Genomic DNA, 13,029 nt, shown 5'->3' with positions numbered 1-13,029 from the left:
GATAAAAACATTCAACTATTTGATTGATGATATTATAGCCATACAACTGAATAATAAGATTTAGGAACGACAGCTTTGATGCTTATGTTGCGATATATATTGTGTTTACTCACATTCTTTATTTTAACTGGATGTAATTTGGCGATGAATACAAGTATAAAACAAGCCCCAATCCAACCTCATACCACACATTGGCTCAGCAATACACCAGAAACAAGACGCAATATTGAACAAGGTTTAACCGCATTTTTACCACTTCATGATCCTTTTATGAGTATGGCCTCACGTGTTCACTTAATACGTGAAGCGCAACATACGATCGATTTACAGTACTATATCTGGGAAAATGATGTGATAGGTCAGCATTTATTGTCTGACCTACTCAAAGCAGCTGATCGTAATGTGAAGGTTCGACTGTTAATTGATGATCAAAATGGCACTCAATTAGACTCGACCTTAAGTGCATTGTCTAAACATCCTAATATTGAAATTAAACTATTCAATCCCTACAAATTTCGCAGCTTTAGAGTTTTGGATTATGTGTTTCGCTTTAATAAAATCAATCATAGAATGCATAACAAATTGATTATTGCTGATGGAGCGATTGCTGTTACTGGGGGGCGTAATATCAGTAATGAATATTTTGATGCCAGTGACAATTTTCAATTCGCGGATATGGATATTTTATTTGCAGGTCAATCAGTTTCAGCTGCAAACACGGTGTTTCACCAATTTTGGAATGATGAGCTGAGTTATAATATTCAGCAAATAATTCCTCAGTCTCAAAAAGAATTAGCGTATTTAAGATCGCATTATTCAACCAAGCAAAATTTTCAAGGTGCTGAAACTAAAAAACGTATTGATCAAGCAGAACGTTTTTTAGAAGAAAATTTAAAAAAACATCCTATTCGTTGGTCTAAAGCTCATTTTGTTGCAGACAGCCCCAATAAAATCAGAGCGAAAGCTCAATCTCATGAACTGCTGTTTAATCAGTTCAAATCCATTATGGGGAAACCTGCTCAAGAAATAAACTTGGTGTCTGCCTATTTTGTTCCTACTGTTCATGGTGAGTCTTTCCTCAAACAATTGAGTGAGCAGAATGTCAAAGTTCGAGTTTTAACAAACTCATATTTGGCAAATGATGTCCCGATTGTTCATGCATTTTATCAAAAATATCGAACCCCACTCTTAAGGTCAGATGTAAAACTTTACGAGTTTAAACCTTATATTGAACGGTCTGATCGGACTTGGTATGAAATTATGACGGGTAATGTTATTCCTGCGAAAGGAAAAAATGCGTCGCGTCTTCATGCTAAATTTTTTACTGTAGATGATAAAGTTTTTATTGGAACATTCAATTTTGATCCACGTTCAGCGTATTTGAATACTGAACTTGGACTGATCATTGAGTCAGCCGATTTTAAAACAGAGATATCTCAATCTTTAGATGAAAATCTTCCCAAAGTTGCCTATCAACTACATTTGGATGCACATCAAAACTTAAGATGGGAAGAACAACGAGGTGAAGAAAAGTTAATACATGATCATGACCCTGAAACGACTCGTTTTCAGAGATTTATGTTCAAGTCTTTGTCCTATCTCCCAATCGAATGGATGATGTAAATTCTTTGTTGTGACTGGTTTGTACAACCAGGATAAATTGCATTATTATTCACGTTTTATTTTTTGAACCCTTGGTTCTACTCTACTCCCATGCAATTTTTTGATCTTAGTCGACAGTATAATCTGAACGACATACTCACCCCTTTTTTATCACTTGAAGATTTATCTCAGCATGAATGGTATTTAGCTAAAATTAGTGTTGATTATGATTGCCTTACTGATGAAGACTTAGTTGAAGGTTCTATCACGTTAAAATCTAACCATAATGTTCAAATTGAATTGGCTTGGTTAATTTTAGACAATGGTCATGAGTTACAAGTTTTTTTCAAAGGCATTGAAACCTCTGTCTCAGAACAAACGCTCGTGATTGTGAAGGGTGCCCGCTTAGTTGATGAAGAAGGACAAGAATTATCTGCTCAAGCATTATCTTTATGGATTGATGGTACTCTACTCAATATGCTTCCACATATTCGTAAAGAAATTAAATCACGTTTAAACTTGTGGGATTATGTAGATTATGATGTGTAATAAGCATCTCGATTGACTTTAACAGGTTGTTAAATTAATCCAATTGACTGGAAAAGTTCACGATAGTATTCGGCTTTCTTTTCAAGAGCTAAAGGATAAGCTCTTGAAGAAGATGGCATACGATGAATTCGGATATCTTTGTTATCAAATTGCAGATCCACGACTGTACCCATTTTAACTTTAGTGTGTACAGACGCATTCATTGACTTTAATAAGGTCTCAGTTGCTTTATCACCTGTGGTCATAATATCTCGACAATATGGAATTTTTTTAAGCAATAGAAACATATCTGTCGGTGTAACGATTTCTAGAAATTGATCTGAGGCATTGTCTTTCAAACGCCGTACTTGATAGGCTGTATCAAATATTGCAATGCCCAACTCATTTAGAAAATCTTTCAGCATTTGCTCTTTGAATTGTTTATTTTCACGGTCTAGAAAATAATGAGAGTCTTGAAAAAAGATCAACCCATATATTTTCCACATATCATTTTGAAAATTCGGATAATAAAAATCCATTTTCCATCTTGCTTTCGGCGGAGGAAAACTGCCAAGCATGAGCAATTTGGCTTGTTGAGGTACAAATGGCTCAAGTGGATGTGTTTCGATATCACTCATATCAAATTTCGGTCTAACTTTTCGATCTACAGTGATTTTGAATAATCGAACTAATTTTTTTTGCCCAAAGCTGATAGATTTCTTTACTTGGATGAAATCCATCCTCAGCCATCTTCAAATTGAGTTGTTTATACTCATCCAAATCATATTTAACCAATTCAAATTTTGGTTGTGGTTCAATCCAATTTTCCAATTCAACATTCATTTGATGGGCATATTTTCCAAACAACCAAGCTAAAGGATTTGGTAATGCAGGAAACTCATTCATCGGTGGAACTCCAGTCGCGATAATGAGCTTGGGTGAAAATTTCTCAGCGATCAGTGAATATAATTGTTCTTGTAGGCAGATCCATTTTTGTGGTGAGATGAGCTGTGTTACATCATTGACCCCTATCGAAGTTACTACAATATCAAACTGATCGTTATTAATAGCCTGTATAGTTCGAATTACATCTGAAGTACGATTTCCAGTTTTTGCAATTAATGACCAGCGAATTTGAAAATGATCTCTTAGTTCTTGTAACAATGTTCCGCTTAGCGCATCTTCTTGAAATTGCACACCCACACCAGCAGCAGCTGAATCACCTAAAATTAAAATTGATATTTGAGGGCCATTACCAACCAAACCATTTCTTTCCCCCAAAGCTTCTGCTAAACGAGGTGTATTTTTCTTGACTTGGTAACCTTGCACAAGTAAAGCTGGAATGAGTGCGATTGTCGCTAATTTAAGAAACATGTATTTGATTTTAGGTTTTGATATTTCCTATTTTAAACGATTTTTTGATATTTTCATTGCTATTTATTATTGAAAATAATTATCATTTACATAATTAATTCAAAGCTAAAATCCATGAATCATCCTATCAAATTTTTTTGTATATTGATGTTAGTGCGTTCCGCAGTAAGTGCTGATCTCTCTGTAAATCATTCATTACAAGTCAGCACTCAATCCTATGCCCCTGTATGTGAGGATATGGATGCTAAGAGTAAGGTGCTTCAACAAATCCAAAAACAGATTCAGATGTATCCTGATCAAAAAAATCATCTCCTCGATCAATTTTGGTCGGAAATTCGTAAAAATCAAACCCCAATAATTGAAGATTTTAATGAAACACACCAACGTGTCATTTATTTATATCGTGGTGCAAAACACAATGTGCGATTAATCGGTGGTCCGAGTAATGATCATGAGTGGTTAACTCGACTTAAAGGTACTGATATTTGGTTTAAAGAAAGTATTGTCGATTCAAGATTTATCGGAAGTTATAGTTTTGCTGTGGATTCACCGAATATCGATGGATATTTATCAAATTACTGTCCACATTTAAACCCAAATTTAAAAGAATCACGAGATCAGCGTCGATCTATTTTAAAGGTACAACAACTCGACCCTTTCAATCCTCATAAGTGGTTTGATTCTAAAAACATTGCCTTAAAAACGAATACCACGCTGAGGAATGAAAATATCGCAAAACTCAGTCGAGCGCCCAATTTTATTGATCCAACTCAAATGGCTGAAAAAAGTGAAAAACAATTAACTTCTTCCGTGTTGAAAAGTAAAGTTTTGGGAAATGATCGTCTTATTCAGATTTATGCAACTCCACCTCAAGTCGGAAAATCATATATCACTCTGATTTTTTTTGATGGTGAACAATATGCGCATTTAGTTAAAGTTCCCCAGATATTAGATCAGTTGGTTGAACAACAGCAACTCCCACCTATACAGGCTGTTTTTGTTGGACACCCAAATGATCAATTACGTGCTAAAGAACTTAGCCCCAATCCAGAATACACACAGTTTTTTCAAGAAGAATTATTGCCTTGGATGAGTCAACATTTGCCCAACCAACGTGATCACAACAAAACAGTCTTATTGGGTTCAAGTTTAGGTGGTCTGAGTTCTGCTTATTTGGCGTTAAAAACATCCAATGATATTAGTCACGTCGTGTCACTTTCTGGTTCATTTTGGTGGAAATCTGATCCAAACGATACAATCAATGGTATGAGTAAACTGATCAGAGCTTCAACATTAGACAATACAAAGAAACTCAATTGGTATATTTCAGCCAATAGCTATGAAAATTCGAGACAAAATAATAGCTTAAGCATTCTAGAAACCTCTCCGATTGTCGCTCAGGATTTAATCGATCAGGGACACAATGTTCACTATCAAGAATATATAGGCGGACATTCATATGCCGTTTGGCAAATCGTCATACAAGATGCTTTGAAATATTTCTTTAAAAATAAATCCCACTAAATGTGGGATTTATAAGACGTTATTTTAACTCAGCTTATTGACGAGCTGAAGCGGTAAAACCTTCATTGCAAAACCCAATGGCAACCATGGCCACTTTGGTACATATGCTTTGACTGGTTGCTTTTCGATTGCTTCAGCTAATAGTCGTGATCCTGTGGCTTGATCGACCTCAAAAGGTAATTTTCCAGCACCTTCATTAATTTCAGTTCGAATGTAACCAGGATAAATCGTTGAAACTTTAATTGGTGTTCCAAGAAGTTCAGCCCGAATCCCTTCGGCTAAATGCGCAATTCCCGCTTTACTGGCAGCATAAGCTGTAAGATGTTTTGGCATACCACGCAAAGCACTCATCGACGAAATTACAACTAAATGTCCTGAATTTTGAGATCTAAAAATTTCGACCGCTGCTTCACATTGTGCCATCGCAGAAATAAAATTAGTTTCAACTGTTGCTTTATTAATCGCAAAATTACCTTTACCGATACGACGTCCTTCGCCCACACCAGCATTGACTATCACTCGATCGATAGTGCCTAGCTCATCTTTAAACTCTTTAAATACACGGAAGACTTGCTCATCATCCGTGACATCCAATACCTTCGCACTTACTTTTACCTGATAGCGTTGTTCTATTTCATCTTTTAAAGCATACAACCTTTCTAAACGACGTGCACAGATCGCTAGGTTATATCCTTTTTTTGCAAACTCTTGTGCCATCCCAGCACCGATACCTGAGCTTGCACCTGTAATTAATATAGTTTTGTTCATTCCATTTTCTCTCTATGGCATATAGCCTTGATCAAATCCAAGTGAGCAAATCACGATCTTGTTCTTTTAAATAATGATGTTCATTTAAACTGAGTAATTGTGGTTCTGTACCAACCAATCTTAAGGTGGTAAAACTGGTATTGGTGATTGCCCAGTTCAATGCAAAAGTTTTGTCTGCACTTAAACCAAGTAAATGCCCTGCAACAACAGATATAACACCACCAGACGTATAAACTACGGCATAGCGAGGTTTTTCCTTTTCAAGTTGTACACATAGTTTGTTCAAGCCTTGAAGTACTCTTTGCTGAAATTGAAGCCAGCTTTCGTCATAATCATGATGATGATCACCATTGGTCCAACGTTGAATTGCACCTTCAAAAATTTTTCCTAAATAGGCACGTGGATCTACCGCTTGACTAACATCTTTTTTAAGTAATGCAGGATCTGCAAAACGTGGTTCATATTTTGCAAACACTTGTTGATGATTGAACTCGTTCCAATGTGGATCGATATCAATCTGACTGTCAGGAAAACACTCTTTCAAAGAGATATCCGCCGTCTGCTGATGACGTTTCATCGAGCCAGCTAATACATAGGGCTGCTCTTGTATTAACTTTTGAAAATATTGTCCCAACACACGTGCTTGAACTTCACCTTTCTGAGAAAGCTGATCATAACTTTCAGCACCAAATGAAGCTTGACCATGTCTGACCAAATATATTGTCGTCATCTTGGCAGAATATCCTGTAATTTTGCGAGATAAGTTTTTGCAATTTCATTCGCTTCAAGCTTTTGTATACCTATGAGTTTTAAAGCACGAATATGTAATGCATGAATCACAATCCAAAAATCCTTAAATGCAGGATTATCCGTTTGTTTATGGTAATAACGATAATAAATTTGTTGTGCTATGACCGCTAATCTAAAGATCCCAAATACTTCATAAAACGTCCAGTTAGATGGCTTTAGTCCTGTTTTTTCAAGGTAATAATCCACAACTTCTTTACGTGTAAACATGCCTTTAAGATGTGTAGGTTGTCGACGTGTCGATTTAAAGATCATATTGTCGTTTTCTTCAACCCAATATGCTAAGGCTGATCCTAAATCCATAAGTGGATCACCAATTGTCGCCATTTCCCAATCCAACACCCCGATGACCTCAGTAGGCTGTTGAGGATTCAAAATGACATTATCAAAACGCCAATCGTTGTGAATAATACAGTTGGTTGAATCCTCAGGAATATTGTCTTTAAGCCAATTTCTTACAAACTTAAAGGTCGGTACATTGATGGTATGGGCTTTGTCGTAGCGACTGTCCCAACCCTCGATCTGACGACGGCAGTAACCCTCACCTTTTCCAATTTTTTCAAGTGCTGTTCCTTGATAAGGAACTTGATGCAATTCAATCAATTTGTCTAAAACATTTATACAAAGCTGATGCACATCAAATTCAGTGAGTTTTAGTTCTGGTGGAAGCTTTGCCCTTGGTATAATTCCCTCGATTCGCTGCATCACATAAAAATCGCATCCGAGTACAGATTCATCCTGACATAATGTCAGCATTTTGGGCACGACTGGATATAGATCTTTTAAAGCTTTCTGAACATTATGTTCTCGAACCATATCATGAGCAGATTTGGCCTTGGTTCCTGTGGGTGGTCTTCTTAATATCAGATCTGCATTGCTATATTTGAGCCGGTATGTCCAGTTTGAAGCTCCACCAGAATATTGTGTAACTTCTACAGGCTCAATCACTTCCACGCCATTTTGATTTAACCAGTTTGTGACTGAAACGATATCGAGCTCTTCACCACGTCTGACTTGCCCTGCTGTATCTATAACTGACATATTTCTTCCTTAAATCGAGTGCTCATCTTATTGAGAATGACGAGTTGAAAAACCACGTTTCGCAAGTTCCAATTTTGCAATCATGCCTTTATGCACCTCATCTGGCCCATCTGCCAAACGTAATGCACGCGCTTGTGCAAAAAAACCTGTCAATGGCGTATCTCTAGATAGACCTGCACCGCCGTGAATTTGCATTGCCATATCGACAACTTTTTCCAAAACACTAGGTGCAACGACTTTAATTGCAGAGATTTCAGTGAGTGCAGCCATATTGCCCAGTTTATCCATTTTATATGCCGCATATAAGGTCAAAAGACGTGCTTGATCGATGGCAACACGTGCTTCCGCGACTCTTTCCAAATTACCACCAAGTTTCAAAATTTCCTTGCCGAATGCTTTTCTTTGCATTCCACGATCAATCATTAATTCCAATGATTTCTCAGCAGCCCCGATACAACGCATGCAATGATGAATACGTCCTGGACCAAGTCGCCCCTGTGCAATCTCAAACCCTTGACCTGCTCCACCAATAAAATGAGTGACTGGAACACGAACATTATTAAAGGTTACTTCTCCATGACCGTGTGGCGCATCATAATCACCAAATACAGGTAACATTCTTTCAATTTTCACGCCCTCAGTTTCAACTGGAACTAAAACCATTGAATGTTGTTGATGTCGACCTTTATTTGCGTCTGGTGTATGTGCCATAAATATAATCAGTTTTGCATTAGGATCGCCTAAGCCTGACGACCACCATTTGCGTCCATTTAAAACAATTTCGTCTCCCTCAATTACAGCAGTGGCTTGCATATTCGTTGCATCTGAAGAAGCAACTTCTGGTTCAGTCATGCAAAATACGGATCGAATTTTTCCGTCTAAAAGAGGTTTTAACCATTGCTCTTTTTGTTGTGCTGAGCCATAACGCCAAATTAACTCCATATTACCGCTATCTGGCGCATTACAATTGAAAACTGTAGGAGCCAATAAATTACGGCCAGTTAACTCAGCAATGTGTGCATATTCTTGAACTGTTAAACCTTGACCAAATTCTGGGTCTGGTAAAAAAAGATTCCACAGATTTTGTGATTTAGCTTTTTGTTTGAGTACTTCAAGTTCTGCTGGCCACATCCATGATGTCCAATCATCACTTGGATTTAATTGATGAACTTTATGCCAAAATTCTTGTTCTATAGGCTCTATTTCGTCTTGAATAAAGCGTTGTGCTAAATCGTAAAAGTGTTTAGCTTTTTCCGTTAATTCAAACATTAATCCCTCAAACTATATTCTCGTCACGCTTTACATCAACATAGCTTGAAATCTACTATGAATAAAATGATTTATTTAAATATTACTTTATGAATAGAATTCATCAGGAATCTGTGGACCTGAGCGCTTTTTCACACATTGATATCAATCTATATCCATTATTTATTGCGATATACGAACATCAAAGTATCAGCAAAGCCGCAAATTTGATGTGTATTACACAATCTGCAGCCAGTCATGCTTTACAGCGATTAAGACTACAATTGAAAGATGATCTTTTTATCCGAAGTGGTATAAAGATGGTTGCGACACCCTTTTCACATCAAATTTATCCACGAATAAAAGAAACATTAATCGCAATTCAGCATATCTCGACTCATCATATATCTTTTGATCCACTGACGATTCAATCTATTCGTATAGCAATTCATGATGAAATTGAGCCTTTAATTTTTCCGCAGTTAATTCGTCATTTTCGTGATTTAGGACTAGCGACACGGTTTCAAAGTATCAAGTTAGATCGAACTAACTGGGCAAAAGATTTATTGTCACAGCAACTTGATTTAGTGGTCGATCTTCAACAGAAAGTTGATGAGAAAATTTATTTTAACCCTTTAGTGAATGATCGCTTTGTCATATGTGGTTTGACAACCATCGAAAATTTAGAACAATACAAACATGCCCAACATATTGGTGTTTCATCAAGGCATTCTGGTGTGCTTATTGAAGATTTACATTTTAAAAAGTTGAATATTCAACGTGATATTTTTTTACGCTGTCAACACTATTCAACAGCACTACAAATTTTGAAGGAGTATCCTGACACATTGCTAACCTTACCTTTTAGTATTTTAAAAAATTTGAAATTACCTCAAGATTTAAAAATTTCTGAACTTCCTGTTGAATTTCCTTTAATGAAAATGGGAATTTATTGGAACTCACAATTAGCATCACATCAAAAGTTTGAATATTTAATTTCAGAAATTAATAAAATTTTTGCTTAGGCTATTTAGTTGAAAATCTGTGTGAACACCATCTGTTCAATATTGAATCAAACACTCACTTCGAGTTGATTTATCATATTAAGGCTTGTTTTCTCTTGTGTTTTCTATGTTTGATCAACTCCCTGCATCATGGCTTATTGGGCTAGGTGCGATTTTATGCTTATTACTTCTTATCATTTTTAGACAAGTAAGAATTTATCTTCTTCAAGTATTTAAACCTTTTAAAAAAGGAAAAACTTATTGGTGCCGTGTTACAGCGGTGAGTGATGGTGACACCCTCTCCTGCCGTCGTTTGAATTTGAGACGTTCTAAAACTAAATTACGCTTTGCTTTTGTAGATGCGCCTGAATCTAATCAAAGTTATGGGCTTGAATCTCAACGTTTAGTTAAGAAAATGGTTCAAGGTAAAATTGTTCGTGTAAAAATCACGGATATAGATCGTTATGGACGTTGCGTAGGTGTGGTCTACCTCTATCGCAAGAATATGAATGAAGAATTAGTGAGGCGTGGTGGTGCGTGGGTTTACGAAGAATACATACGTGATCCAAAGCAATTAAAATATATGATCTCGCTGCAAGATAATGCAAAACGCAATAAACGTGGTCTATGGCGCGGGACCCGTCCTATTCGACCAAGTACTTTTAGAAAACAAAAAAACTAATATTTTCAATACCCTGATTATCAATAAGTTCATTACGCTTGATTTGTCTAATAATTGAGCGTAAATTCAAGCCAACAAACTAGTTAGCTTGGTTAACTATATGCAAAACTCTCCCAAATTCCGTGTCGTATTGCTGCGAAGTGCGCGACTCTTTAGTGACCGTTTAAATGATATCTTGGCTCAATACCAACTGAACTATTCAATGTGGCAGTTGATTTATCATATCTATGATCATGACTCCATCACTTCAATTGATTTGGCTCATGAACTCAATGTTTCGAAACCATCAATTGCAAAACGCATTAATACTTTACATAAATTAGATGTTATTCAGTTTTTAGAATCATCTGATAAACGCCAAAAATTAATTCAATTAACCGAAAAAGGTAGAGATCTTTATCAAATTTGTACAATTCAGATTGATCAATTTGAACAACAGTTTTTGAATCAAGTAAATCCTGAAGACATTGCTCAAAGTGCTGAGACACTTCAACTGTTTTTGTCTATTTTAGAGCGTTATAAAAGCTTAAATATTGTGGAGGAGTTATGAGTACTTCCTCAAATCAAGTTAATCAGCCTCTTTGGACACGTAACTTTATTTTGGTCAGTTTAATTAACTTTCTATTGGTACTGACTTTTTATCTTCTCGTCATTGTCATTGTGGGATTTTCGATAGCAGAACTTGGAGCGACGACGGCGCAGGCTGGTTTAGTATCAGGACTTTTTATTGTGGGTACACTGATTGGTCGTTTATTGGTGGCTAAGTTCCTCGTTAAATTCGGTTCTAAAGTCACCATGCTGGTCGGACTCACTGGATTTCTCATATTTTCAGGCTTTTATTTTCTCCATTTAGAGGTTGGAGCTTTATTAATCGTTCGATTCTTGCATGGCTTTATGATGGGGGTTGCCTCCACCGTATTTGGCACAATTATCGCTCAAATTATTCCAGCTACTCGTCGTGGTGAAGGTATAGGTTACTACAGTATGAGTAGTACTTTAGGAACTGCAATTGGACCATTTTTGGCAATCTGGCTAATGCTTCATGTCAGTTACAACATTATTTTTGCCCTATCTTCAATCCTTGCAGTTTTATGTTTAATTACAGCTTTATTTATTCAAGTTCCTCAATTGCAACAGGTTTCGTCTATACCTGATCAGGCCCATACTCAAAATAGTTTTCTATCTCAATATATTGAAAAGAGCGCCTTACCCATTGCTCTGATCATGTTGGTAAGCTCCCTCTTTTACTCTGGTGTTCTATCGTTTATTAATTTTTATGCCAAAGAAATTGATCTGGTTGAAGCAGCATCATTTTTCTTTCTCATTTATGCTTTGACGATTCTGCTCTCTCGTCCTATTACGGGACCACTGATGGATAAAAAAGGCGAAAATATAATTATGTATCCGGCCTTTCTCATTATGGCACTTGCATTCTTCTTGTTGAGCCAAGCTAACAGTTCGGGCCTTTTGTTGATTTGCGCAGGATTATTAGGTTTAGGCTACGGTAATATCCAGTCAATTTGCCAAACGATTGCAGTGAAAAGTACTAGTTTGGAACGAATGGGATTTGCAACCTCAACTTATTTTATCTTTTTAGATGCAGGTTTGGGATTCGGTCCTTATTTCTTAGGTTTAGCTTTAGATTTGATCAGTTACCAACAACTCTATTTATATAGTGCTATGGGTACTTTATTTTGCATTGTCTTATATTATGTATTACATGGGAATAAAGTTAGAAATATGAATATTGCTTAGGCTATTTATGGGTTTAAAAAAAGCACTCCAATGAGTGCTTTTCCATATTTTATTTAAACATTTTAAAACGTGTGGCGTCGTCAATATAGCCTTTATCGAAAGCCTCTCCTTCTTTAGATCCAAATACCAATTGTGCGCGTAGTTTCCACGAAGCCGGTACAGCCCATTCAGATTGGACTTGATCATCTACAATCGGATTATAATGTTGAAGGTTTGCACCTAAACCTTCTGTATGTAAAGCTGTCCAAACCGCAAACTGTGCCATTGCTGTTGAATGTTCCGCCCAAATTGGGAAGTTTTCCGCATACGAAGGATATTTCTCTTGTAAGTCAGTGATTGTATCCATTTCTTCGAAAAATAATACAGTGCCTACGCCTGCAGCAAAGCTATCCATTTTTGCAGAAGTTTTTGCTGCACTCGCCTCGTCCTTCGCATATGACTTTAGCTTCTCTTTCACAAAGCCCCAAAACTTTTCATGTTCAGCGTTAAATAAAATCACCGCACGTGAAGATTGAGAGTTAAAAGATGATGGGCTTTGTTTAATCGCATTCTGAATAAGATCTGTTAAGTACTCAGGAGATTGTTCAACTGCTTTTCCTAAAGCATAAATCGTACGGCGTTTTTGAATTAAATCTAAAAATTGATTCGACATTTTCTGAAATCCTTTGGTATTTCCTCGGGGAAATACGATACTAT

14 protein-coding genes are annotated in these 13,029 nt (G+C 36.6%); 7 read left to right on the top strand and 7 right to left on the bottom strand.

All coding sequences use genetic code 11. The annotated features are described in order from the left end of the window. Nucleotides 1-78: 78 nt before the first annotated feature. Both AC1M89_RS03795 and AC1M89_RS03790 read left to right on the top strand, forming a co-directional pair. Complete coding sequence (locus AC1M89_RS03795) at nucleotides 79-1,623, top strand: phospholipase D family protein (RefSeq protein ID WP_481608614.1); 1,545 nt, start codon at nucleotides 79-81, stop codon at nucleotides 1,621-1,623. Nucleotides 1,624-1,713: 90 nt separating this feature from the next. Next, nucleotides 1,714-2,151 (top strand): hypothetical protein, encoded by a 438-nt coding sequence (locus tag AC1M89_RS03790; RefSeq protein ID WP_481595276.1) that lies wholly within the window; start codon nucleotides 1,714-1,716, stop codon nucleotides 2,149-2,151. Between the two features lie 29 nt (nucleotides 2,152-2,180). Here the strand turns inward: AC1M89_RS03790 and AC1M89_RS03785 are convergent, their stop codons facing one another. Together AC1M89_RS03785 and AC1M89_RS03780 are read right to left on the bottom strand one after the other, a co-directional pair. Further along, on the bottom strand, nucleotides 2,181-2,768 hold the full coding sequence (locus AC1M89_RS03785) for a uracil-DNA glycosylase family protein (RefSeq protein ID WP_481587908.1): 588 nt from the start codon (nucleotides 2,766-2,768) through the stop codon (nucleotides 2,181-2,183). A 13-nt stretch (nucleotides 2,769-2,781) separates the two neighbouring features. After that, a complete protein-coding gene (locus AC1M89_RS03780; protein ID WP_481587907.1) occupies nucleotides 2,782-3,504 on the bottom strand; it encodes an SGNH/GDSL hydrolase family protein in 723 nt (240 codons plus the stop codon). A gap of 147 nt (nucleotides 3,505-3,651) precedes the next feature. Between AC1M89_RS03780 and AC1M89_RS03775 the strand changes: the two genes are divergently transcribed. Further along, nucleotides 3,652-5,028, top strand: a complete 1,377-nt coding sequence (locus AC1M89_RS03775) for an alpha/beta hydrolase-fold protein (protein WP_481613926.1) — start codon at nucleotides 3,652-3,654, stop codon at nucleotides 5,026-5,028. A 24-nt stretch (nucleotides 5,029-5,052) separates the two neighbouring features. On the opposite strand, the gene AC1M89_RS03770 is transcribed toward AC1M89_RS03775, so the two are convergent. The 4 genes from AC1M89_RS03770 to AC1M89_RS03755 are packed head-to-tail and all read right to left on the bottom strand — an operon-like array spanning nucleotide 5,053 to nucleotide 8,913. After that, nucleotides 5,053-5,796: an SDR family oxidoreductase gene (locus AC1M89_RS03770; RefSeq protein ID WP_179997992.1), complete on the bottom strand. Its 744-nt coding sequence runs from the start codon at nucleotides 5,794-5,796 to the stop codon at nucleotides 5,053-5,055. 31 nt (nucleotides 5,797-5,827) lie between these two features. Continuing rightward, nucleotides 5,828-6,526 (bottom strand): histidine phosphatase family protein, encoded by a 699-nt coding sequence (locus tag AC1M89_RS03765; protein ID WP_481613925.1) that lies wholly within the window; start codon nucleotides 6,524-6,526, stop codon nucleotides 5,828-5,830. Continuing rightward, nucleotides 6,523-7,644, bottom strand: a complete 1,122-nt coding sequence (locus AC1M89_RS03760; protein ID WP_481608610.1) for a phosphotransferase family protein — start codon at nucleotides 7,642-7,644, stop codon at nucleotides 6,523-6,525. The genes AC1M89_RS03765 and AC1M89_RS03760 overlap by 4 nt, the downstream gene beginning before the upstream one ends. A 27-nt stretch (nucleotides 7,645-7,671) precedes the next feature. Then, nucleotides 7,672-8,913, bottom strand: a complete 1,242-nt coding sequence (locus AC1M89_RS03755; protein WP_481608609.1) for an acyl-CoA dehydrogenase family protein — start codon at nucleotides 8,911-8,913, stop codon at nucleotides 7,672-7,674. Nucleotides 8,914-9,002: 89 nt separating this feature from the next. Between AC1M89_RS03755 and AC1M89_RS03750 the strand changes: the two genes are divergently transcribed. The 4 genes from AC1M89_RS03750 to AC1M89_RS03735 all read left to right on the top strand — a co-directional run bounded on the left by AC1M89_RS03750 (nucleotide 9,003) and on the right by AC1M89_RS03735 (nucleotide 12,333). Next, nucleotides 9,003-9,917 carry a LysR family transcriptional regulator gene (locus AC1M89_RS03750; protein ID WP_481588128.1) on the top strand — a complete coding sequence of 305 codons (915 nt, stop codon included), beginning with the start codon at nucleotides 9,003-9,005 and terminating at the stop codon, nucleotides 9,915-9,917. A 106-nt stretch (nucleotides 9,918-10,023) separates the two neighbouring features. Continuing rightward, nucleotides 10,024-10,578 carry a thermonuclease family protein gene (locus AC1M89_RS03745; RefSeq protein ID WP_481613924.1) on the top strand — a complete coding sequence of 185 codons (555 nt, stop codon included), beginning with the start codon at nucleotides 10,024-10,026 and terminating at the stop codon, nucleotides 10,576-10,578. 100 nt (nucleotides 10,579-10,678) lie between these two features. Next, nucleotides 10,679-11,128 carry a MarR family winged helix-turn-helix transcriptional regulator gene (locus tag AC1M89_RS03740; protein ID WP_179997997.1) on the top strand — a complete coding sequence of 150 codons (450 nt, stop codon included), beginning with the start codon at nucleotides 10,679-10,681 and terminating at the stop codon, nucleotides 11,126-11,128. Beyond that, nucleotides 11,125-12,333 carry an MFS transporter gene (locus AC1M89_RS03735; protein ID WP_481608608.1) on the top strand — a complete coding sequence of 403 codons (1,209 nt, stop codon included), beginning with the start codon at nucleotides 11,125-11,127 and terminating at the stop codon, nucleotides 12,331-12,333. Before AC1M89_RS03740 ends, AC1M89_RS03735 begins: the two co-directional genes overlap by 4 nt. A 49-nt stretch (nucleotides 12,334-12,382) precedes the next feature. Here the strand turns inward: AC1M89_RS03735 and AC1M89_RS03730 are convergent, their stop codons facing one another. Next, entirely contained in the window at nucleotides 12,383-12,985 is a 603-nt protein-coding gene (locus tag AC1M89_RS03730) for a nitroreductase family protein (protein WP_481597086.1), read from the bottom strand. Nucleotides 12,986-13,029: the final 44 nt, after the last annotated feature.

This window comes from Acinetobacter sp. ANC_7635, assembly GCF_056779945.1.
This window is presented reverse-complemented; position numbering and strand designations above follow the sequence as displayed.